Genomic DNA, 21,180 nt, shown 5'->3' with positions numbered 1-21,180 from the left:
GCATGGCAGGGACGGTGCTGGAGCGTTTTCTCGTCGACGAGGCGGCAACGGCAAGGCTTGGCGAGGACCTCGCCATGGCGTTGCGCGCCGGCGACGCGATCGCGCTGAAAGGCGATCTCGGCGCCGGCAAATCGACGCTGGCCCGCGCGCTGATCCGGGCGCTTGCCGACGACGCCAATCTCGAGGTGCCGAGCCCGACCTTCACGCTGGTGCAGAGCTACGAGACGCGCGTTCCGGTCCATCATTTCGACCTCTATCGGCTGTCCACGCCGGACGAACTCGACGAGCTCGGCCTCGACGACGCGCTGACCCAGGGCGCGGCGCTGATCGAATGGCCCGAGCGCGCGGGAGACCGGTTGCCGGCAAGCGCGCTGTGGGTCGATCTTGCCGAACGCGGCGAAGGCCGCATGGCGAGGTTGTCGGGACAGGGACCGGTCTACGATCGCGCGGCGCGATCGCTGGCCATGCGCGATTTCCTGGCCTCGGCCGGATGGGGCGAAGCCAGCCGCCGCCATTTCGTCGGCGACGCTTCCGCCCGCTCCTACGAAATCGTCTCGCTGCCCGGCCAGGCGTCGCGCGTGCTGATGAACTCGCCGCGCCTCGTGCTCGGGCCACCGGTGCGCGACGGCAAGCCCTATGCGGTGATCGCCCATACGGCCCAATCCGTCACCGCCTTCGTCGCCATCGACCGGGCGCTGCTTGCGGCCGGCGTCAGCGTGCCGGCGATCCACTCCCAGGATCTCGACCAGGGTTTTTTGCTCATCGAACATCTCGGCTCCGAAGGTTTTCTCGGTCGCGACGGCCAGCCGGTCGCCGAGCGTTACGAAGCAGCGGCGGAGCTGCTGGCCATGATGCATGGCAAGACCTGGCCCGAGCGTATGGAAGCAGCATCCGACGTGTTCCACGACGTGCCGCCTTTCGATCGGGAAGCCATGCTGATCGAGGCCGATCTGCTGGTCGACTGGTACGTGCCATGGATCACCGGCGAACCGGCAGACGATGAATTGCGGGCAGGCTACCACAAGGTATGGAACGCCCTGCTCGATCGCCTCGCAGGCAGCGAATACACGCTGATGCTGCGCGATTTCCATTCGCCCAACATCATCTGGCGCCCGGAGCGTTCCGGCCTCGACCGGCTCGGCATCGTCGACGTCCAGGACGCGCTGATCGGTCCGGCCGCCTATGACGTCGCCTCTTTAGCCATGGATGCGCGCGTCACCGTCTCGCCCGAGATCGAGCGGCGGACGGTCGCCGCTTATGTCGCGGCGCGGCAAGCCGCCGGCGCTTTCGACGAGGCCGGGTTCGCCGAGGCCTATGCGATCATGGCGGCACAGCGCAATTCGAAGATCCTCGGCATCTTCGTGCGGCTCGAAAAGCGCGACGGCAAGCCTTATTATCTCAAACACCTGCCGCGCATCCGCGATTATCTGAGGCGGGCGCTGGCGCATCCGGCGCTTGGCGGCCTGAAGGATTTCTACATGGCCCACGGCCTGCTCGAGGAACGCCTGCCATGAAGCCTACCACCGCGATGGTGCTGGCGGCCGGGCTGGGCAAACGCATGCGGCCGATCACCGACACGATGCCCAAGCCGCTGGTGAAGATCGCCGGCAAGACGCTGCTCGACTGGGGACTGGACAGCCTGGAAGCGGCGGGTATCAGCAAGGCCGTCGTCAATGTGCACCACCTGCCCGAGCAGATCGTCGCCCATGTCGCCGGCCGCAAGGCGCCGAGGATCGTCATCTCCGACGAGCGCGAAGCCTTGCTGGAATCGGCGGGCGGCATCGTCAAGGCGCTGCCGCTTTTGGGAAGCGAGCCCTTCTACATCATCAATGCCGACACGTTCTGGATCGACAGCGGCAAGCCCGGCCTCGAACGCCTCGCCCTTGCATGGGACGCTGCCAGAATGGATATTCTGCTGATGCTTACCGATCTCGACTCAGCGACCGGGCACTGCGTCGGCACCGACTTCCTGGTGGCGCCCGACGGTGCCTTGCGGCGCTCCAAGGGTGACCCGACGGGGCTGATCTATGCCGGCGCGGCGATCATCCATCCGCGCGTCTTCAGACAAGCGCCCACAGGCTCGCATTCGCTCAATGTCTATTTCGACAAGGCGATCGCAGCCGGGCGCCTATTCGGCATGAAGATGAACGGAAGCTGGATCACCGTCGGCACGCCGGACGCCATCCCGGCGGCCGAGGCAGCCGTCGCCGGTGCTTTAGCGAAAGCGGTATGAGCGGCTCGCGCCGCGTTCTCTCCATCCCACCCGGAGCGCCGTTCCTGCCGACGCTGGCGGGGGCGTTGCTCGACGGACGCCTGATCCCCGGCTTCCGCTTCGACGGCGATCCGCTGGCGCTGGCCGACGCCACCATCTATGTGCCGACGCGGCGCGCGGCGCGAGCCCTGCGCGGGGCTTTCGTCGACATGCTCGGTCAACGCTCCGCCATCCTGCCGACGGTGCGGCCGCTCGGCGAGTTCGACGAGGACGAGGCGGTCTTCGACGCCGAGGCGGCACCGGCCATCGAGCTCGCACCACCGATCGCCGCGCAGGAGCGGCTGCTTTTGCTGGCGCCGCTTGTTCGCGCATGGAAGGAAAGCCTGCCGGACCATGTCAGGGCTCGGTTCAACGAGGAATTCGTCGTGCCGACGTCTGCCGCCGACGCCATCTGGCTGGCGCGCGACCTCGCCCGGCTGATGGACGAGATCGAGACAGAAGGCACGGATTGGGCAAAGCTCGCGACGCTGGTCACCGGCAACCTGGCCGGCTGGTGGCAGGTGACGCTCGATTTCCTCGGCATCGTCACCGACAATTGGCCGGAATTGCTCAAGGAGCGCAACCGCTCCAACCCGGCCGCGCATCGCAGCGCGCTGATCCGCCTGGAGGCGGCGCGGCTGAAGCGCAATCCGCCGGCAGGACCGGTAATCGCCGCAGGTTCCACCGGCTCCATTCCCGCCACCGCCGAACTGCTTCACGTGATCGCCGGCCTGCCTAATGGCGCCGTCGTGCTGCCCGGGCTCGACCGCGCGTTGGATGACGCTTCCTTGGCGGCGATAACGGCGGCCGGCGCGCGGCCGGCAACGCTCGGCCACCCGCAATATGGCCTCGCCAAGCTGATCGGCGGCATCGGCATTCCGCGCCGCGATGTCGAGGACATCGTCGCCGCGCCTCCGCCGCTTGCGCTGCGCGCGGCTCTTGTCGGCGAAGCGTTGCGGCCGGCCGAAACCACCGAATATTGGACCGAGACGCGACCACGCTTCACGGCAGGCGATATCGAACAGGCACTTGCGGGCGTGACGCTGGTTGAAGCGGCGAACGAGCGCGACGAGGCGGCGGCAATCGCCATCGCGTTGAAGCGCGCCGCCGAGGTGCCGGGCAAGCGCGCGGCGCTCGTCACCGGCGACCGCGCGCTGGCGCGGCGGGTTTCGGCCGAGCTTTTGCGCTTCGGTGTCGTTGCCGACGATTCCGGTGGCGCGCCGCTCACCAACACGCCGGCCGCCAGCCTGCTCAGGCTCGCGCTGAGCGCCGCGTTCCGGCCCGGCGATCCGGTGGGCCTCCTGGCCTTGCTCAAACATCCGCTGCTCGGGCTTGGTCTGGAACGCCAGAGCGTGCGCAAGGCTGCCGGACTTGTCGAGCTGGTCGCCTTGCGCGGCGGCACGGGTCGGCCCGATGTCGCATCGCTCGCCGAACTTTTCGACACACGACTTGCTGAGCTGAGTGGCGACACGAGGCAACCTTTCTGGTTTTCACGTCTGACCGTGCGCGGCATAGGGCAGGCGCAAGAAGTGCTTAGCCGTCTTACCAACACACTCTTGCCGCTCACCGCGATGCGCCAGGAGAAAGACGCCGACATCGCGACGTTGACGCGCGCGAGCGTGGTTGCGCTGGAGGATCTGGGCCGCGCGTCCGATGACAGCCTGACGGAACTCTATGCCGGAGATGCCGGCGAAAAACTCGCCGAGCTGCTGCGCGGACTGGTGGCCGTGTCGTCGCCTTTCACCTTCGCCGCCCTGGAATGGCCCGACGTGATGGAGGCGCTGATCGCGCCGGAGACGGTGAAGCCGGCGCAAGGCACCGACCGCAATATCGCGATCTGGGGCGCGCTGGAAGCCCGGCTGCAGAACGTCGACACGCTGATCATTGGCGGGCTCAATGAAGGGGTTTGGCCACGCAAGCCCGAGAGCGACCGCTTCATGTCGCGGCTGATGAAGACGGGCATCGACCTTGAGCCGCCGGAACGGCGCATCGGTCTCGCCGCGCATGATTTCCAGATGGCGATGGGTGCGAGCGAAGTGGTGCTGACGCGTTCGGCCCGCTCGGGCGATGCGCCGGCGGTGCCGTCGCGCTGGTTGCAGCGCATCGTGACTTTTATCGGCAAGGAACCGGCGACGACGCTGCGCCGGCGTGGCGACGCGCTGCTTGCCTGGGCGCGTGCGCTCGATGCCGGCGAGAAGAAGGATTTCGCGGCGCGCCCGCAGCCGAGGCCGCCGCTCAGCCTGCGGCCGCGGCATTTCTCGGTCACCGAGATCGAGACGCTGCGCCGCGACCCCTACGCGGTCTATGCACGGCGCATTCTCGGCCTGATGCCGCTCGAACCGCTGATCCGCGATCCGGGCGCCGCCGAACGCGGCACGCTGTTCCACGAAATCCTGCATTTGTTCTCGCGGCAGGTGGAGGATCCAAGGGCGGCGAACGCGCTGGCGAGCCTCATCGAAGCGGGCCGTGTTTGCTTTGCCGACGCAAAGCTTCCGCCCGATATCGAAGCCATCTGGTGGCCACGTTTCGAAAAGCTCGCCGAAAACATCGTCGAATGGGAGCATGGCCGTGCCGATGCGGTCGCGAGGCGCTATGCCGAGGAGCGCGCCGAAAAGACCGTGGTCGGCCGCACCGGCGTGACGCTTTCCGGCTACGCCGACCGTGTCGACCTGCTGGCCGGCGGCATGGCCGATATCCTCGACTACAAGACCGGCTCCTCGCCCTCGAAGGCGCAGGCGCATACGCTGCTGTCGCCGCAGCTTGCGCTGGAAGGCGCGTTGCTCAGGCGCGGCGCCTTCAAGGAACTCGGCATTCGCGAGCCCTCGCAGCTTGCCTTCGTGCGGCTGAAGCCGACTGGCGAGGTGTTCGAGGAATCGATCCTCGAATACAACCGCAAGCCCCGCACCGCCAACGACCTCTCCGAGGAGGCCTGGGCGCGGCTGGAGCGGCTGCTCTTCCATTATGCGGATCCTGCGACCGGCTATCTGTCGCGCGCGCTGCCGTTCCGCGAGGGCGAAGCCGACGGCGATTACGACCATCTGGCGCGCGTGCTCGAATGGTCGGCGGGCGGCGCCAGCGAAGACGAGGCGGAAGGATGAAATATCCGATCCCCTCCGATACCGCCGCCAGCCAGGCGCGCGCTTCAGATCCGGCCAATTCCGCCTGGGTGTCGGCCAATGCCGGCTCGGGCAAGACGCATGTTCTGGCGCAGCGCGTCATCCGGCTTTTGCTCAACGGCACCGATCCGTCGAAGATCCTGTGCCTCACCTATACGCGGGCGGCCGCCGCCAACATGTCGAACCGTGTGTTCTCGACCCTGTCGGAATGGACGGCGCTGGCCGACGCGGATTTGGCGGTCAGGATCGCGGCGCTGGACGGCCGCGGCGCCGACCGCGACACCATGCGGCGCGCGCGCCGGCTGTTCGCCGAAGCGCTCGAGACGCCGGGCGGACTGAAGATCCAGACCATCCACGCCTTCTGCGAATCGGTGCTGCATCAGTTCCCGCTCGAAGCCAACATCCCGGCGCATTTCGAGATGCTCGATCCGCAGATGGAGGCCTCGCTGTTCGGCGATGCCCGCCGCGACATGATCTCGGGCGCAGGCGCCGGCGTCGAAGGCCTGGCGGAAGCCTTCGCCAAAGTGCTGGAGCGCGGCGGCGAGTTCGGTCTCGACACGCTGCTTTCCGAAATCGTCGGCAAACGCGAAGAACTGCGCGGCTTCGTCGCCAAGCTCGGCAAGGATCGGGATTTCCGGCCGCTGTTCGCCGAATTCGGCTTCCAGCCCGGACAGACGGGCGAAGATATCGCCGCTTCGATCTGGCCGCTGCCTGGCTTTGCCCCCGGTGAGTTCGCCGAATTCGTGAATGCCGCCGAAGCCACCGACGCACGGCAGGTGCTGAACAATGTTGTCCCCTATGCGCGTGGCGCATTCGCCGAAGCCAACCCGATCCGCCGGCTGCGGCTCCTGGCAAAAGCCTTTCTCAAGGCCGACGGCGACCCCTATGAGCCGCCGAAGATCTTCAAGAAGGCGCTGGTCGACCGGCTGCCCGATCTGCCCGAGCGCTATCTCGCGGTCGCCAAGGCGATCCTGGACGTATCGGACCGGCTGGCGCTGTTCCGCATGGTCGAAGGGACAGCGGCGGCGCTCACAGTCGCCGGCTGGCTGATCGCGCGCTATGAGCAGTTGAAGCGCGGGCGGGGTTTCCTCGATTTCAACGATCTGATCACGCGCACCGTGAGCCTTTTGTCGCGCCCGGATGCCGGGCCGTGGGTGCAGTTCAAGCTCGACCAGGGCATCGACCATATCCTGCTCGACGAGGCGCAGGACACCAGCCCGGACCAGTGGGAAGTGGTGAAGAAGCTGACCGAAGAGTTCTTTGCCGGGCTCGGCCAGCGCGAGACGATCAAGCGCACGGTGTTTGCCGTCGGCGACGAAAAGCAGTCGATCTACTCCTTCCAGGGCGCGGCGCCGGATTCCTTTGCCGAAAGCCGGCTTTTGTTTGCCGGCCGGGTGCGCGATGCCGAAGCCGCCTTCGCCAATCTGAAGCTCACCTGGTCGTTCCGTTCGAGCGACGACGTGCTTGGCGCCGTCGACCGCGTCTTTGCAGAACCGGGAGTGCGGCGCGGCATCAGCCACGATCCCGATCCGCTCAGCCACAAGGCGATCCGCAACGATGCGCCGGGCTATGTCGAGGTGTGGCCCTCGGTCGGCGCTGAAATGGTCGAGGAGCCGGACGACTGGACCTTGCCGGTCAACCATGCCAGCGCGCCGGCCGTGCGCGTGGCCGAGCATGTAGCGACGGCCATCCAGAACTGGCTGCGCAATGGCGAGGTCATCGAAGGCAAGGGCAGGAAACTGACCGCCGGCGACATCCTGGTCCTGGTGCGCAAACGCGACCGTTTCGTACATGCGCTGTCGCGCAGCCTCAAGAACCGCCAGATTGCGGTTGCCGGCGCCGACAGGCTGAGGCTGCCCGGCCATATCGCCGTGCAGGACCTGATCGCGCTCGGCCATTTCCTGATCCAGCCGGAGGACGATCTTTCGCTCGCCGCCGTGCTGCGCAGCCCGATCTTCGAGGTCTCCGAGGAGACATTGCTGGCGCTGGCCGGCGAAAGGCCGAAGGGCCAGTCGCTGGTTGCCTCGCTGCGTCAGCATGCGGCCGAAGATATTGCTCTTGCCGCTGTCGTTAGCCGGCTCGATGCCTGGGCGAACGAGATCGCTTTCAAGCCGGTGTTCGAATTCTACGCCGCGATGCTGGCGCGTGACGGCCTGCGGCGCAAGATGACGGCGCGGCTCGGGCCTGAAGCCGGCGATATCCTCGACGAGTTCCTGAGCTTTTGCCTGGCCGAGGAACGCACCGGCCTGCCGGGACTGGGATCCTTCCTCTCGACGCTGGAAAATGCCGGCCCCGAGATCAAGCGCGAGATGGACCAGACCCGCGATGAGGTCCGCGTCATGACCGTGCACGCCGCCAAGGGCCTGGAGGCACCGGTCGTCTTCCTCGTCGATGGCGGTTCGGCCCCGTTCAGCGACCAGCATTTGCCGCGGCTGATGCCGTTCGAAAGCTCGGGAACGCAATGGAAGGGCAAGGGCTTTCTGTGGCGCTCGGCCAGTGATGTCGCCAACGGCGTTTCGCGCGCCGCCTCGATCAAGGCGCGCGAGCTGGCGGACGACGAATACCGGCGGCTGCTCTATGTCGGCATGACGCGCGCCGAGGACCGGCTGATCGTCTGCGGCTATCACGGCAAGCGGCAGCCCAGCACCGGCACGTGGCATTCGATCGTCAGCCGGGCATTGCTCGGTGCGCCGGAGAGTTCCGAGCGCCGGCATCCCGCAACGGCCGATGTCGCGGTGCATCGTTTCCACATGACCAAGCTGCCGCCAGTGGCGCTGACCAGCGTCGACGAGGCGGGCCCGTTTGAGCATGCTGCCGCGCTGCCTGAAAACCTGTTCCGGCCGCTGCCGCCCTATGAGGACCTGCCGCGACCGCTTTCGCCTTCCGGCGCCTCGGCGCTGATCGATGAGGCCAAAGACACCGTCCCCGACACGCGCTCTCCGGTGCTCGACGCCGCCGCCGAACCCGGCTTTGCTGTCATGCGCGGCCTGGCCCTGCACAAATTGCTGCAAATGCTGCCGGGCGTTGTGGAAGGGGAAAGGCGGGGCGCGGCGGAGCGCTACCTGGGGCGCGCCGGCGCCGACTGGCCGCACGGCGAGCGCGACAGGGCGCTGGAAGCGGTGCTGTCGATCCTGTCCGACGACCGCTTCGGCGCGCTGTTCTCGCCGTCTTCGCGCGCCGAGGTCGCGGTCATGGGCAGCCTTGAGGTGAAGGGCAAGCTGCGCTCGATTTCCGGCAAGATCGACCGGCTGGCGGTCACTGCGGAAAAGGTGTCGATCGTCGACTACAAGACCAACCGGCCGGCGCCCAGGACCCTGGCGGAGGTGCCGCCTGCCTATGTGCTGCAGCTTGCGCTCTACCGCGCGCTGCTCAGACCGCTCTATCCTGGCCGCGAGGTTTCCGCGGCGCTGCTGTTCACCGAGGCGCCACGCCTGATCGAGCTGCCGGCCAAGGCCATGGACGACGCCCTTGCCCGACTCACGGCAGCGTGACACAAGAACTGCTTGAACATCGCCGCCACAACCACCACATTTGGTGCAACCCGCGTTTTCGAAAGGATTTCAGCATGGCCACCGTCAAGGTCGACAAGGGCAATTTCCAAGCCGATGTGCTCAACGCCAAAGAGCCGGTCGTGGTGGATTTCTGGGCAGAATGGTGCGGTCCCTGCAAGATGATTGGCCCGTCGCTGGAAGAGATCGCCAACGAGCTCGGTGCGAAGATCAAGGTGGCAAAGCTCAACATCGACGAGAACCCCGAGCTCGCCGCGCAGTATGGCGTGCGCTCGATCCCGACGCTGATGATCTTCAAGGGCGGCGAAGTCGCCGACATGAAGGTGGGCGCCGCGCCGAAGACGGCGCTGTCGCACTGGATCAACGGCAGCCTCGCCTGAGCCAATTCGAAAAGTTCAAGAACAAGCCCGGCAATTCGTGAACTGACCCCCGAAGGTTGTGTCCAACTTTCGGGGGTCAGTTCATTCGTGCCGGGCTTTTTCTTTGGCGCCATCGCTGATGGCGCTCTGGCCCTGACGTTCGCGCTCTCGATCTCCTCTTCTACAAAAAAAGGAGAACGCCATGACCGGGACAGCCAAGGCCACAGTTCACGTCGACAATGAGCGCGTCATCGTCACCGAATACCGCTTCGCCCCCGGCGCCAACACCGGCTGGCACCGCCATGGCCACGACTACGTTGTCGTGCCGCTGATGGACGGCAAGGTGAAGCTGGTGACGAAGGACGGCGAATCCTTCGCCGAGATGAAGCAAGGCGCGCCCTATTTCCGCCGGGAAGGCGTCGAGCACGACGTCATCAACGCCAATGACGGCGAATACGCCTTCATCGAGATCGAGCTGAAGTAGGCCGCGTCGCGGGCGCAATCACCAGTCGGCGATGCAATCGCCGCCGGTGAATTGAGCGCTTTTGGCGGTGTATTCGAACAGCTCGATCTTCACGCCGTTGGGGTCGCGGATCCAGGCTTGGTAGGTGTCGTCGCAGGCGTGTTTCTTGGCCGTCACGTCGACGCCCTTGGACCTGATGTGGGCGATCGCGGCATCGATGTTTTCCACCTCGAGGCAGAAATGGTTGATCTGGTTCTGCTCGCTGTAGGCCGTGCCGTCCTTTTGGAACACCTCGACATGGCTGCGGCCGCCGCAATTGAGGTAGAAGCCGAAGATCCTGCCGTCGCGCAGGAAATTGAACTGCGTGTCCAGGCCGAGCACGTCCCGGTAGAAGCCTCGTGTCGCTTCGAGATCATGCGCGAAGATGCAGACATGGGCGAGCTGCTTTACCTTGATCATGGCCCGACTCCTCGCGATCGTCCCAGGGGTTGCCTCTGTCAGGTCGGCGGCGTGCCGTTTTCGTCCAGCACGGCGCCGGCGAAATAAAGCGAGCCGCCGATCAGGATGCGCGGCGCCGCGCCGTCCCAGCTGTCGCGCAACAGCATCAGCGCGCAGGCGACGGAGCTGACCGGCTCGGCCGACAGGCCGGCCTCAGTGGCGCGCAGCGCCAATTCGTCGTTCGGCACGCCGGCATCGCTGTTGGTTACCGGCACGGTATAGACATGGCGGGCAAGGCCCTTGAAGGCGCTGAAATAGCCGGTCTGGTCCTTGGTGCTGATCATGCCTGAGATCAGGATCAGCGGCCTCGGGTTCTTTTCTTCCTGCTCGGCCAGCGCCTCGGCAACGACCATGCCGGCGCCAGGATTGTGGCCGCCGTCCAGCCAGATGTCGGAGCCTTTCGGCGCCAGGTCGACCAGCTTGCCCTGCGTCAGCTTCTGCATGCGCGCCGGCCAGGCGACATGCGTCATCGCCCGCTCGGCGGCGCGGTGGCCGATCTCGAAGCCGGCCGCCTTGACGGCGGCGATCGCCGCCGCGGCGTTGGCGTATTGATGGCGCCCGGGCAGGCGCGGTGAGGGCAGGTCCATCAACCCGTCCTCGTCCTGATAGACCATGCGGCCGTTCTCCTCGAAAGCGAGGAAATCCTGGCCATAGACGAAGGTCGGGCAATCCAGCCGCTCGGCCGTCTCGATCAGCACATGAAGCGCCGTCTCGCTTTCCTGGGCGCCGATCACCACCGGGCAGCCGCGCTTCATGATGCCGGCCTTTTCGGCGGCGATCAGTTCGACGCGGTCGCCGAGATAGGCCTCGTGGTCCATCGATATCGGCATGATCACCGAAACCGCCGGCCGCTCGATGACATTGGTGGCGTCGAAACGGCCGCCGAGTCCGACCTCGATGATCGCCGCCTCCGCCGGGTGCTCCGAAAACAGGATGAAAGTGACCGCGGTGAGGATCTCGAAGACAGTGATCTTCTGACCTGCATTGGCCTCGGCGACGCGTGCGATCGCCTCGGCAAAAACCTCGTCGTCGACAAGCTTGCCACCGCCGTCGGCCGCCAGCCGGTAGCGCTCGTGCCAGTTCACCAGGTGCGGCGAAGTATGGACGTGGACGAGGTGGCCAGCCGCCTCCAGCAGCGCGCGCGCGAAGGCGGCGCAGGAGCCCTTGCCATTGGTGCCGGCGATGTGGATGACCGGCGGCAGCCGGTCCTGCGGATTGCCGAGGCGTTCGAGAAGCCGCGTGACGCGGTCCAGCGAAAGGTCGAAGCCTTTCGGATGCAGCGTCATCAGATGTTCGATTTCGCGTTCGGCGGAAAGCGTTGTCATGGCGGAATCCTAGAGCGGTTCATCATTTCATGGAAATGCAGAGCCGCTCTCTCTTTTTTGTGGACGCAATTCCGGACGGAAGACCGTCTCACACTTTTCCTGGAATTGCTCTCTCTTTGACGCAATTCCGGACGGAAAACCGTTTCACACTTTTCCTGGAATTGCTTCAGCGCGTGACCCTGAAACCGGGAATCGGTTTCAAGCGGGCCATGTGCAAATCAAAGCTACAGCACGAAGCAGGCGACGCAAATCGCGGTTCGCGGCGAAAGATGTCGCGTCGGGCCGATCTCGCCTCAGGCTTGCGGCCGCGCCTCGGCACTGACCACCGCCGGCGGCAAGATCTCCGACTCGCGCGGCTTCTCGGCTTCCGGCATCTTGAGCAGCATCTTCAGCAGCCGCGCGATGGTGGAGCGCAACTCCAGGCGCGAGACGACCATGTCGACCATGCCGTGCTCCATCAGGTATTCGGCGCGCTGGAAGCCGTCGGGCAGCTTTTCGCGGATGGTCTGCTCGATGACGCGAGGGCCGGCAAAGCCGATCAGCGCGCCGGGCTCGGCGATCTGGACGTCGCCCAGCATGGCGTAGGAGGCGGTGACGCCGCCGGTGGTCGGGTTGGTCAGCACGACGATGTAGGGCAGGCCGGCTTCCTTCAGCCGGTCGACGCCGATAGTGGTGCGCGGCAATTGCATCAGCGACAGGATGCCTTCCTGCATGCGGGCGCCGCCGGAAGCGGCGAACAGGATCAGCGGCCGCTTGCGCTGCAGTGCAACCTCGAAGGCATGCACGATGGCTTCGCCGGCGGCCATGCCGAGCGAGCCGCCCATGAAGGCGAAGTCCTGCACGGTGACGATGACCGGCAGCCCTTCGACGGTGCCGGCGCCGTTGAGGATCGCATCCTCGAGGCTGGTCTTGGCCTTCGCCTCCTTCAGGCGATCGGTGTAGCGCTTCTCGTCGCGGAACTTCAGCGGATCCTGGACGACCTTGGGGTTTTCCAGCACCTCGTATTTGCCGTCGTCGAAAAAGTACCTCAGCCGCTCCTTGGCCGAGATCTTCATGTGATGGCCGGAAGCCGGGATGACGAACTGGTTGGATTCGAGATCCTTGTGGAAGACCATCTCACCGGTCTCGGGATCCTTGATCCAGAGATTTTCCGGCATGTCGGCGCGCCGGCCGAGCATCGAATTGATCTTCGGGCGGACGTAATTGGTGATCCAGTTCATGGCTTCGGCTCCTGTCCTGGAAGAGACTTCGAGCAATTCAGGAAAAGTCCGTGGCGGATTTCCGGCCTGAATTGCGTAGCGAACAAATAGTCCGGCTATTCGGCGGCGGCAAGGCGGGCCGAACGCACGCCCTGGGCAAGGCCGGAGACCAGAGTGGCGACAGCCTCGGCCGGATCGGCAGTCTTCTCGCCCCTGGGGCCCAGCACATTGGCGACCGCGTTGACGATCGCCGTGCCGACGACGACGCCATCTGCCGAGGCGCCGATTACCCGCGCTTGCTCGGCGGTCTTGACGCCGAAGCCGACGCAGACCGGCAGCGCCGTATGGCCCTTGATACGTGTGACCGCCGCCGACACCTTTGCCGTGTCGGCAAGGGCGGAGCCTGTGATGCCGGTCATCGAGACGTAGTAGACGAAGCCCGAGGTGTTTTGCAAAACCTTGGGCAGGCGCTTGTCGTCGGTGGTCGGCGTCGCGAGGCGGATGAAGTTGACGCCGGCCTTCAGCGCCGGAATGCAAAGCTCCTCATCCATCTCCGGCGGCAGGTCGACGACGATCAGACCGTCGATGCCGCTGGCCTTGGCGTCGGCGAGGAAGCGGTCGACGCCGTAGATGTAGATCGGATTGTAGTAGCCCATCAGCACGATCGGCGTCTCGTCGTCGCCGGCGCGGAATTCGGACGCCATCTTCAGCGTCCTGGCCAGCGTCTGGCCGCCTTTCAGCGCCCTGAGACCCGCCGCCTGGATCGCCGGACCGTCGGCCATCGGATCAGAGAAGGGCATGCCGAGCTCGATGATGTCTGAGCCTGCCACCGGCAGCCCCTTCATGATGGCCAGGGCGGTGTCGTAATCGGGGTCGCCGCCCATGATGTAGGTGACCAAAGCCGGACGGCCCTCGGACTTGAGCTTCGCCATGCGGCGGTCGATGCGGGTGGTCATTGTCAGATCTCCATGCCCAGCATGTTGGCCACCGTATGCACGTCCTTGTCGCCGCGGCCGGACAGGTTGACGATGACGATCTGGTCCTTGTCCATCGAAGGCACGATCTTCATCGCATGGGCGATGGCATGCGCCGATTCCAGCGCCGGGATGATGCCTTCGACGCGGGTGGTGAGCTGGAAGGCTTCCAGCGCCTCGTCGTCGAGGATCGGCACATATTCGACGCGGCCCGAGTCGCGCAGCCAGGAATGCTCCGGCCCGACGCCGGGATAATCGAGACCGGCCGAGATCGAATGGCCGTCCATGATCTGGCCGTCGCCATTCTGCAGCAGATAGGTGCGGTTGCCGTGCAGCACGCCCGGCTTGCCGGCACTCATCGAGGCGCAATGCTCGATGCCGTCGAGGCCACGGCCGCCGGCTTCGATGCCGATGATGCGAACGTCCTTGTCGTCGAGGAAGGGATGGAACAGGCCGATGGCGTTGGAGCCGCCGCCGACGGCGGCGATGATGGTATCGGGCAACCGGCCTTCCTGTTCGAGGATCTGCGCGCGCGCCTCGGTGCCAATGACCGACTGGAAGTCGCGCACCAGCTCCGGATAAGGATGCGGGCCGGCGGCGGTGCCGATCAGGTAATAGGTGTCCTCGACATTGGTCACCCAGTCACGAAGCGCTTCGTTCATGGCGTCCTTCAGCGTGCCGTGGCCGGCGGTGACCGGCCGCACTTCGGCGCCGAGCAGCTTCATGCGGAACACGTTCGGGCTCTGGCGGGCGACATCGGTGGCGCCCATGTAGACCACGCAAGGATAGCCGAAGCGGGCCGCAACGGTGGCCGAGGCGACGCCATGCTGGCCGGCGCCGGTCTCGGCGATGATGCGCTTCTTGCCCATGCGCTTGGCGAGCAGGATCTGGCCGAGGCAGTTGTTGATCTTGTGCGAGCCGGTGTGGTTCAGGTCCTCACGCTTGAAATAGACCTTGGCGCCGCCCCCGAGGCCCTTCGCCGAGGAAACCTCACGAAGATGCCTCGTCAGGCCTTCGGCGAAATAGAGTTTCGAGGGCCGCCCGGCATAGTGGGTCGACAGGTTCTGCAGTTCGGCCTTGAAATCCGGATCGTTCTTGACCTCGTTCCAGTTCCGTTCGAGATCGAGGATCAGCGGCATCAGCGTTTCGGCGACGAAACGACCGCCGAAAATGCCGAACATCCCCTGCTCGTCGGGCCCGGTGCGGAAGGAATTGGGCATAGCCGGCTTGTTCATCGCCGATCTCCTTGGCTTAAGAGCATGTCCTCGCGGAAAACCGGTTCCCACTTTTCCGGGACATGCTCGGGTTTGAAGGCTCGTCAGGCGGCGCGGTCGTCGCGCGCGGCCCTGGCGGCCCGGAAAAACTGCTCGATCAGCGCCGGATCCTTGACGCCAGGCCCGCTTTCCACGCCCGAGGAAATGTCAATTGCGGGCGGATTGGCAAGCCGAAGGGCATCGCCGATATTGGCGGCGTTGAGCCCACCGGAAAGCATGTATTCGACGCCGGCGTCAAGGCCGGCGAGGATGCGCCAGTCGAAGGCGACGCCGTTGCCGCCCGGCAGTTGCGATCCCTTCGGCGGCTTGGCGTCGAACATGAAACGGTCGGCGATGCCGATGAACGGCTTCAACCGCTCGAGATCGGCCGCCTCGCTGACGGAGAACACCTTTATCGCCGGCAGGCCGTAGCGGGCCTTGAGCTCCGCCACCCGCTCCGGCGTTTCGGCGCCATGCAGCTGCAGCATATCCGGCTGCATTTTTGCGACGATCTCATCCAGAAACGCATCATCGGCATCGACGGTGACGGCAACCGCCAAGGCCTTGCCGCGCGCGGCTTCGCGCAGGCGGCCGGCCTCGGCCGGCTCGACGTAACGCGGGCTCTTGGCGAAGAAAATGAAGCCGACATGGCTGGCGCCTCCGGCAAGCGCGGCGGCCATCGCGGCGTCGGTCTTCAATCCGCAGATCTTGATGTCGAGCGTCATGGCGCGGGATTGGCACGAAACGGCCGAAGAGTCGAGAAAAAGCATGCTGTTGCCGGCTCTGCGGAAAACACTACCTTCATATAGGAACCACAGGCGGGAGCACGATAACCATGGCCGACCGAACCGTCGCCGAACTGAAGCAAAAGATCGCGCAGGCGCGCGAGGTAATCGCGCATCTTATGGACAAGGCCGCCTTCAACGGCGCCGAGGCGCACCGGGCGCTGGAGTATTTCGGCAGCGATACGTTTGACCGGAACTTTTTGCCCTGGCCGCATCCGGGCGAGGAGGGATTGAGGCCGGAGGAGCTGAATGCGGCGAATGACGACTGAGCGGAGAGGTTGGCGGGACAGCACCCCCCTCTGCCCTGCCGGGCAGAGGGGGGTGTGACGGATCGCTACGGCAGATACTTGTCGCCTGCCAGCAAGCTACTCAAACACGATCGCCTGCAGAGCGCCGCCGTTGCGCTTCAGCCAGTCCTTGCAGCGGTCGGTGTCGGGGCAGAGCTTCTCGCACAATTTCCAGAATTTCGGGCCGTGGTTCATCTCTTTCAGATGCGCCACCTCATGCGCGACCAGGTAATTGATGACCGGCGGCGGCGCCATCATGATGCGCCACGAGAAGGAGAGATTGCCCTCCGAGGTGCATGACCCCCAGCGGCTGGAGGTATCCTTGTACCTTATCGCCTTGGCGCGCTTGCCGATCGCCTCGGTGTGCTTGACGACCAGCTTCTCGATCTCCTTCTTGGCCTCGCGCTTGAGATGGTCGGCAATGCGGCGCGGCAAATGGATGCGCTCGCCATGGACGATCAAGAGCGGGCCGCGCTCGTCGCGCGAGATGGCGACGGTGCCGCGCTTCGAGGGCTCGTGGACGATGCGGTGCGGCACGCCGCGGATCGGGATCCTGATGCCCGGGCGCACCTGGGGCCTCGTCGGCACCTTGGCCAGCCGCTGCTCCAGCCAGTCCTGGTGGCGGTCGAGGAATTTCTCCACCTCTCCGCGACGCAGGCCGGGCGGCACGGTGACGCGCAGGCCCTGGCCGCCGGAATCGATGCGCAGCGTGAGCCGCCGGGCCCTGGCGCTTTCGACGATTTTCAGCGGCAGCGTGCGGCCGGCGACGCAATGCTCGCGCTCCACGACAGGCGTGGGCTTTGGCTTGGTCAGATTGCGAAAGAAGCCGAGGGTCATGGCTGGACGATACGCGATTCGAAAAAAACGGCCAGTGGAGGGAAGTCACACTTAGAGCGGTTCAGCTTCGAAAAGGGCGCTGGTCCGCTCCAAATGCTTATTTTTTGCAATTCCGGACGGAAAACCGCTACGCAGTTTTCCTGGATTGCCTTTAGAACAAAAAAGAAACGGCGCCGCTAGACGCGACGCCGTTTGATCAGCCTAAGATCTGTCGCGGGATCTCAGTCGTCGAGCAGGTTCGTGCCCTTGCCGCGCTTCGGAGCGGGCTTGTCGGTCGAGCCGGTGGCGGTCGGCGCGCTCGACTTGTGGCGGTTCGCCATGAAGCGGTCGAACTCTTCCTGGTCCTTGGCGCGGCGCAGTTCGCGGGCGTAGTCGTCGAACTCGGTCAACATCTCGTCGAGCTTGCGGCGCTCCTCGGCGAGGCGCTCGAGCTCCTTCTCGCGCCAGTCGTCGAAGGCGACGTTGCCGGTGCGGGCCGAGCCGTGGCCCCAGCGGGCCGCCTTGTCGGAACCGCGGCGGCAGCCGGCGAAGATGCCGTCCGTGGCGCGGTTGACGTCGCGCTTGAAGCCTTCGAGCCGATCGCCCCAGATGATGTAGGCGAGCATGGCGAAGCCGAGCGGCCAGAACACCATGAAGCCGATGACCATCAGCGCGATGGTGGCCGGCGTCCAGGCCGGACGGATCAATGCACTCGTGTTCATTTTCTCCCAATCCTTCCGTTGGAGACAGCCAAACCGGCTGCGTGGAATCGAAATGGGAAGGCGAAATCGGCGATTCAAGGCAAGTCCGGCCAAAACCGGCGAAGCGATTGAAATGATTATCGCTTTTTGAGTTTCTCAAGGAAAAGCACTGCCATTCCGGCGACAAGGCCCCAGAATGCCGCGCCGACGCCGAAGAGCGTAAGCCCCGAAGCCGTGACGGCGAAGGTGATGGTAGCGGGCATGCGCTCGGCCTCGTCCCTGAGCGCGATCGACAGGGCGTTGGCTAAAGCCGCCATCAGCGCCAGCCCGGCGACCAGCACGATCAGGCTCTGCGGCAGGACGGCGAAGATCGCTACCAGCGAAGCGCCGAAGACGGCAAAGAGCAGGTAGGCCAGGGCATAGAACGGTCCCGTCTTCCAACGCTCGGCGGGGTCGGGATGCACGTCTGGGCCGGTGCAGATTGCCGCCGAAATCGCCGCCAGATTGGTGGCACCGGCGCCGAACGGCGCCGACAGCAGCGAAAACAGGCCAGTGACGCCGATCAGCGGGCCAGGTTCGGGGTCGTAGCCCGCCGCCCGCAGCACGGCGAGGCCGGAGAGGTTTTGCGAAGCCATGGTGACGAGGTAGAGCGGCAGCGCCAGGCCGATGATCGCCTTGACGGTGAAGCTTGGAGCAATCAGCGTCAGGGTCGACAGTTCCGGCGCCGGCAGGCCGCCGACGCGGCCGGTGAGGAAGGCGGCGAGCCCGCCGCCAACCAGAACCGCCAGCACCGACAGCGCCGGATTGAACAGGCGGATGACGAAAAAGGCAGCGATCAGCGGCAAAATCAGCCAAGGGTCGGCCGGAACGGCTTTGACCGCATTGATGGCGAACGTGACGACGATACCGGCCAGCATGCCGGAGGCGACGGAAGCCGGTATGCGCGCAATCAGCTTGGTCAATGGCTTGAACAGGCCGGTGGCGATCAAAAGAACGCCGGTGACGATGAAGGCGCCGACGGCTTCGGGCATGGTGAAGCCGCTGGAGGCGGCGACCAGCGCGAGACCAGGCGTCGACCAGGCGGTGATGACCGGCATTTTCGTGCGCCAGGACAGCCACAGGCATTCGATCGCCATGGCGAGGCAGATCGCCGTCACGCCGCTTGCGGTCTCGACCTGCGTCGCGCCGACCGCCCTGGCGGCGGCGATGACGATGGCTAAAGTGCCACCGAAGCCGACGATCGCCGCGACGAAGGCTGATATCGGGATGGAGATGCGCATTCTCAGGCGGCCCGCCTGACCATGTCGGCTACGGCTCGCTTGAGCATTTCGAGATCCTCGGGACGGGACAGGCGATGATCGCCGTCGGGGATCAGCGACAGCGTCACGTCGTCGGCCGGCAGCATGGATGCGAGTTTCAAGGCATGACCCGAAGGCACGTCCGGGTCGACCAGGCCCTGCAGGATGTGCACCGGACAGTGGGTGTCGATCGGCCCGGTCATCACCCGGTTGGCGCGGCCGTCCTCGATCAGCGCGCGCGTGTAGACATAAGGCTCGTCCGAGTAATCGGACGGCTCGGCGAAGAAGCCTTTTTCCTCAAGCTCGCGCCGCTGCGCGTCGGTCAGCACCGGCTCGATCAGCTCGACGGTGAAATCCGGCGCCGGGGCGAGCAGCACCAGGCCGGCAACGCGATCCTCGCCGGCCCCACGCAGTTCCTGCGCCATGCGCAGCGCAATCCACGCTCCCATCGAAGAACCGACCAGGACCTGCTTGCCGTGGCTGAACCGGCGAAAGACGGCCAGGCTCTCGGCCAGCCATCTGGAGATCGTGCCGTCGGCGAATTCGCCGCCCGACTCGCCATGGCCGGAATAGTCGTGGCGCAGATAGGCACGGCCCTCGCGGACGGCCCAGGCAGCAAGCGTCTCGGCTTTGGTGCCCAGCATGTCGGACTTGTAGCCGCCGAGCCAGACCACGCCGGGCGCGGCGCCGGGCGTCTGCCTGACGGCGATGCTCGATCCGTCCACATCAATGAAAACTGGAGCGCTGGCGGCCATGACGTCGTTCCTTTCGCCGGTCTTTTGGCACATGCGGTGGTTCAACGAAAAGTGCTCGCGGCGTTTCTTTGCTTGGTGCAGGTAAAGGCAAGCGAACAGGTGATTTTCCTCAAAGCCTATGCTATTGACTCCGGCCGCGCGCTCACCACATAGGCGCGTCCAGCGATTTGAATCTACCGAACCCTGAACGAAACGGCCGAGGAGACCACGACCATTCGCAGACCTTTTAAAGCAGCGGCGCCCACCAAGGACGGCCCGCGCTCCAATCGAGACATCCGGGTTCCCCGGGTCCAGCTCATCGACGCCGAAGGCCAGAACCGCGGCGATGTTTCCATCAACGACGCATTGCTGCTCGCCGAAGAGGCCGGGCTCGATCTCGTCGAGATATCACCCAACGCGGTGCCGCCGGTCGTCAAGATCCTCGATCTCGGCAAGCTGAAATACGCCAACCAGAAGAAGGCGGCCGAAGCGCGCAAGAACCAGAAGGTCATCGAGATCAAGGAGATCAAGATGCGCCCGAACATCGACAGCCATGACTACGAGACCAAGATGAAGGCCGTGCGGCGCTTCTTCGAGGAAGGCGACAAGGTCAAGCTGACGCTGCGCTTCCGCGGCCGCGAGATGGCGCACATGGAGCTCGGCATGCAGCTTCTGAACAAGGTGCGCGAGGAAGTGGCGACCATCGCCAAGGTCGAGGCGGAGCCGAAGCTCGAAGGCCGCCAGATGATGATGGTTCTGGCGCCGCGCTAAATCCCGCCAAAATCATGGTGCAAGGCGTCCCGACGATCGGCGGGGCGCCTGTTTTCTATCCGATCGCCAATCGACGATCGGCTTTTCCGATCGCGTGCAAATCGACGATCGAGTTCCTCGATCGCGTGCAAATCGACGATCGGGTTCCTTATGGCCGATGAAGTGAAATCTCCGCCAGCCAAGCAAACGGAAGGTCTTGGCGGCTACCAGCATATGCGCCGGGTCGTGCTGGCCGTGCTGGTCGTGGTGCTGTTTGCCGCCCTTCTGTTCGGCCAGTCTTCCTTTGCGCCGGACACGCCGATGCACGAGACGATCGAGATGTTCGGCGTGCTGTTGATCTTTCTCGGCATCGTCGGGCGGCTGTGGTCGACCCTCTATATCGGCGGGCGCAAATCCTCCGAAGTGGTCACCGGCGGTCCTTATTCGATCACCCGCAACCCGCTCTATCTGTTCTCGACGGTGGCTGCAGCCGGCGTCGGCGCGCAGATCGGCTCGTTTTCAGGCATCATTCTCTTCGCGCTGCTATGCGCCGGTGCGTTCCACATCGTCATCCTGCGCGAGGAGCGGTATCTGAAGGAAGTGCTCGGCGCGCCCTACCAGGCCTATCTCGCCAAGGTGCCGCGCTTCTTCCCGAACCTGACGCTCTACAAGGAAGGCGATACCGGCAGCTTCAAGCCGCGCCTGCTCTTGAACACGCTGCTCGACGGGCTGGTGTTCCTGGTCGCGTTGCCGGCGTTCGAGCTGATCGACGGCATGCAGCAGTCGGGGATGTTACCGGTGTGGTTCACGCTTCCCTGATCGGGGACAGAGCGTCGCACGGCTTCGGGTGTTGCGCACAGGC

The 21,180-nt window shown here is 65.2% G+C and carries 19 protein-coding genes; 9 read left to right on the top strand and 10 right to left on the bottom strand.

Translation table 11 applies throughout. The features are described from left to right. The first annotated feature begins 2 nt into the window (after positions 1–2). The 6 genes from tsaE to YU3_RS0114590 all read left to right on the top strand — a co-directional run bounded on the left by tsaE (position 3) and on the right by YU3_RS0114590 (position 9,719). Complete coding sequence (tsaE, locus tag YU3_RS0114615; RefSeq protein ID WP_027166953.1) at positions 3–1,514, top strand: tRNA (adenosine(37)-N6)-threonylcarbamoyltransferase complex ATPase subunit type 1 TsaE; 1,512 nt, start codon at positions 3–5, stop codon at positions 1,512–1,514. After that, positions 1,511–2,233, top strand: coding sequence for a nucleotidyltransferase family protein (locus YU3_RS0114610; protein ID WP_156913466.1), 723 nt, complete (start codon positions 1,511–1,513; stop codon positions 2,231–2,233). Before tsaE ends, YU3_RS0114610 begins: the two co-directional genes overlap by 4 nt. Continuing rightward, the gene (gene addB / locus YU3_RS0114605; RefSeq protein WP_027166951.1) at positions 2,230–5,349 is read left to right on the top strand and encodes a double-strand break repair protein AddB; all 3,120 of its coding nucleotides are present in this window, start codon (positions 2,230–2,232) and stop codon (positions 5,347–5,349) included. The genes YU3_RS0114610 and addB overlap by 4 nt, the downstream gene beginning before the upstream one ends. Beyond that, complete coding sequence (gene addA / locus YU3_RS0114600; RefSeq protein WP_027166950.1) at positions 5,346–8,858, top strand: double-strand break repair helicase AddA; 3,513 nt, start codon at positions 5,346–5,348, stop codon at positions 8,856–8,858. The genes addB and addA overlap by 4 nt, the downstream gene beginning before the upstream one ends. Positions 8,859–8,932: 74 nt before the next feature. Then, positions 8,933–9,256 carry a thioredoxin gene (trxA, locus tag YU3_RS0114595; RefSeq protein WP_027166949.1) on the top strand — a complete coding sequence of 108 codons (324 nt, stop codon included), beginning with the start codon at positions 8,933–8,935 and terminating at the stop codon, positions 9,254–9,256. Between the two features lie 181 nt (positions 9,257–9,437). Continuing rightward, positions 9,438–9,719 carry a cupin domain-containing protein gene (locus tag YU3_RS0114590; RefSeq protein WP_027166948.1) on the top strand — a complete coding sequence of 94 codons (282 nt, stop codon included), beginning with the start codon at positions 9,438–9,440 and terminating at the stop codon, positions 9,717–9,719. A gap of 18 nt (positions 9,720–9,737) precedes the next feature. Here YU3_RS0114590 and YU3_RS0114585 read toward each other — a convergent pair whose 3' ends face one another. The 6 genes from YU3_RS0114585 to YU3_RS0114560 form a co-directional block, all read right to left on the bottom strand. Next, entirely contained in the window at positions 9,738–10,157 is a 420-nt protein-coding gene (locus tag YU3_RS0114585) for a VOC family protein (RefSeq protein WP_027166947.1), read from the bottom strand. Positions 10,158–10,195: 38 nt separating this feature from the next. Then, positions 10,196–11,521: a folylpolyglutamate synthase/dihydrofolate synthase family protein gene (locus tag YU3_RS0114580; RefSeq protein WP_027166946.1), complete on the bottom strand. Its 1,326-nt coding sequence runs from the start codon at positions 11,519–11,521 to the stop codon at positions 10,196–10,198. Between the two features lie 293 nt (positions 11,522–11,814). After that, positions 11,815–12,741, bottom strand: a complete 927-nt coding sequence (accD, locus tag YU3_RS0114575) for an acetyl-CoA carboxylase, carboxyltransferase subunit beta (RefSeq protein WP_027166945.1) — start codon at positions 12,739–12,741, stop codon at positions 11,815–11,817. 95 nt (positions 12,742–12,836) lie between these two features. Next, the gene (trpA, locus tag YU3_RS0114570) at positions 12,837–13,676 is read right to left on the bottom strand and encodes a tryptophan synthase subunit alpha (RefSeq protein WP_027166944.1); all 840 of its coding nucleotides are present in this window, start codon (positions 13,674–13,676) and stop codon (positions 12,837–12,839) included. A gap of 2 nt (positions 13,677–13,678) precedes the next feature. Beyond that, complete coding sequence (gene trpB, locus YU3_RS0114565) at positions 13,679–14,929, bottom strand: tryptophan synthase subunit beta (protein WP_027166943.1); 1,251 nt, start codon at positions 14,927–14,929, stop codon at positions 13,679–13,681. An 83-nt stretch (positions 14,930–15,012) separates the two neighbouring features. Then, a complete protein-coding gene (locus YU3_RS0114560) occupies positions 15,013–15,672 on the bottom strand; it encodes a phosphoribosylanthranilate isomerase (RefSeq protein ID WP_027166942.1) in 660 nt (219 codons plus the stop codon). Positions 15,673–15,782: 110 nt separating this feature from the next. On the opposite strand from YU3_RS0114560, the gene YU3_RS0114555 reads away from it, so the two are divergent. Then, positions 15,783–16,001: a hypothetical protein gene (locus tag YU3_RS0114555; protein WP_027166941.1), complete on the top strand. Its 219-nt coding sequence runs from the start codon at positions 15,783–15,785 to the stop codon at positions 15,999–16,001. Between the two features lie 96 nt (positions 16,002–16,097). Here YU3_RS0114555 and YU3_RS0114550 read toward each other — a convergent pair whose 3' ends face one another. The 4 genes from YU3_RS0114550 to YU3_RS0114535 all read right to left on the bottom strand — a co-directional run bounded on the left by YU3_RS0114550 (position 16,098) and on the right by YU3_RS0114535 (position 19,589). Then, a complete protein-coding gene (locus YU3_RS0114550; RefSeq protein ID WP_027166940.1) occupies positions 16,098–16,856 on the bottom strand; it encodes a M48 family metallopeptidase in 759 nt (252 codons plus the stop codon). A 221-nt stretch (positions 16,857–17,077) separates the two neighbouring features. Further along, positions 17,078–17,557 carry a DUF2852 domain-containing protein gene (locus YU3_RS0114545; RefSeq protein WP_027166939.1) on the bottom strand — a complete coding sequence of 160 codons (480 nt, stop codon included), beginning with the start codon at positions 17,555–17,557 and terminating at the stop codon, positions 17,078–17,080. A 116-nt stretch (positions 17,558–17,673) separates the two neighbouring features. Next, positions 17,674–18,816 carry a benzoate/H(+) symporter BenE family transporter gene (locus tag YU3_RS0114540; protein WP_027166938.1) on the bottom strand — a complete coding sequence of 381 codons (1,143 nt, stop codon included), beginning with the start codon at positions 18,814–18,816 and terminating at the stop codon, positions 17,674–17,676. Positions 18,817–18,818: 2 nt separating this feature from the next. Continuing rightward, positions 18,819–19,589: an alpha/beta hydrolase gene (locus YU3_RS0114535; protein ID WP_027166937.1), complete on the bottom strand. Its 771-nt coding sequence runs from the start codon at positions 19,587–19,589 to the stop codon at positions 18,819–18,821. A gap of 213 nt (positions 19,590–19,802) precedes the next feature. Here YU3_RS0114535 and infC point away from each other — a divergent pair, with 213 nt between their 5' ends. Next, complete coding sequence (gene infC, locus YU3_RS0114530; protein WP_010912915.1) at positions 19,803–20,339, top strand: translation initiation factor IF-3; 537 nt, start codon at positions 19,803–19,805, stop codon at positions 20,337–20,339. Positions 20,340–20,489: 150 nt separating this feature from the next. Next, the gene (locus YU3_RS0114520; protein WP_027166936.1) at positions 20,490–21,137 is read left to right on the top strand and encodes an isoprenylcysteine carboxylmethyltransferase family protein; all 648 of its coding nucleotides are present in this window, start codon (positions 20,490–20,492) and stop codon (positions 21,135–21,137) included. The last annotated feature ends 43 nt before the right edge of the window (positions 21,138–21,180 follow it).

The sequence above is a fragment of the Mesorhizobium sp. WSM3224 genome (genome assembly GCF_000427725.1).
Classification (GTDB): Bacteria; Pseudomonadota; Alphaproteobacteria; order Rhizobiales; family Rhizobiaceae; genus Mesorhizobium.
The sequence above is the reverse complement of the archived record's forward strand: the minus strand, read 5'-3'. Positions and strand labels throughout refer to the sequence as shown.

What these genes read in the sequence shown, in the direction of transcription:
- addA (WP_027166950.1), top strand. Translation starts at nt 5,346, where the DNA reads ATGAAATATCCGATCCCCTCCGATACCGCCGCCAGCCAGGCGCGCGCT.
- YU3_RS0114585 (WP_027166947.1), bottom strand. Translation starts at nt 10,157, where the DNA reads ATGATCAAGGTAAAGCAGCTCGCCCATGTCTGCATCTTCGCGCATGAT.
- YU3_RS0114540 (WP_027166938.1), bottom strand. Translation starts at nt 18,816, where the DNA reads ATGCGCATCTCCATCCCGATATCAGCCTTCGTCGCGGCGATCGTCGGC.
- YU3_RS0114520 (WP_027166936.1), top strand. Translation starts at nt 20,490, where the DNA reads ATGGCCGATGAAGTGAAATCTCCGCCAGCCAAGCAAACGGAAGGTCTT.
- YU3_RS0114555 (WP_027166941.1), top strand. Translation starts at nt 15,783, where the DNA reads ATGGCCGACCGAACCGTCGCCGAACTGAAGCAAAAGATCGCGCAGGCG.
- trpA (WP_027166944.1), bottom strand. Translation starts at nt 13,676, where the DNA reads ATGACCACCCGCATCGACCGCCGCATGGCGAAGCTCAAGTCCGAGGGC.
- YU3_RS0114580 (WP_027166946.1), bottom strand. Translation starts at nt 11,521, where the DNA reads ATGACAACGCTTTCCGCCGAACGCGAAATCGAACATCTGATGACGCTG.
- tsaE (WP_027166953.1), top strand. Translation starts at nt 3, where the DNA reads ATGGCAGGGACGGTGCTGGAGCGTTTTCTCGTCGACGAGGCGGCAACG.
- YU3_RS0114560 (WP_027166942.1), bottom strand. Translation starts at nt 15,672, where the DNA reads ATGACGCTCGACATCAAGATCTGCGGATTGAAGACCGACGCCGCGATG.
- YU3_RS0114550 (WP_027166940.1), bottom strand. Translation starts at nt 16,856, where the DNA reads ATGACCCTCGGCTTCTTTCGCAATCTGACCAAGCCAAAGCCCACGCCT.
- trxA (WP_027166949.1), top strand. Translation starts at nt 8,933, where the DNA reads ATGGCCACCGTCAAGGTCGACAAGGGCAATTTCCAAGCCGATGTGCTC.
- addB (WP_027166951.1), top strand. Translation starts at nt 2,230, where the DNA reads ATGAGCGGCTCGCGCCGCGTTCTCTCCATCCCACCCGGAGCGCCGTTC.
- trpB (WP_027166943.1), bottom strand. Translation starts at nt 14,929, where the DNA reads ATGAACAAGCCGGCTATGCCCAATTCCTTCCGCACCGGGCCCGACGAG.
- YU3_RS0114535 (WP_027166937.1), bottom strand. Translation starts at nt 19,589, where the DNA reads ATGGCCGCCAGCGCTCCAGTTTTCATTGATGTGGACGGATCGAGCATC.
- YU3_RS0114590 (WP_027166948.1), top strand. Translation starts at nt 9,438, where the DNA reads ATGACCGGGACAGCCAAGGCCACAGTTCACGTCGACAATGAGCGCGTC.
- accD (WP_027166945.1), bottom strand. Translation starts at nt 12,741, where the DNA reads ATGAACTGGATCACCAATTACGTCCGCCCGAAGATCAATTCGATGCTC.
- YU3_RS0114545 (WP_027166939.1), bottom strand. Translation starts at nt 17,557, where the DNA reads ATGAACACGAGTGCATTGATCCGTCCGGCCTGGACGCCGGCCACCATC.
- YU3_RS0114610 (WP_156913466.1), top strand. Translation starts at nt 1,511, where the DNA reads ATGAAGCCTACCACCGCGATGGTGCTGGCGGCCGGGCTGGGCAAACGC.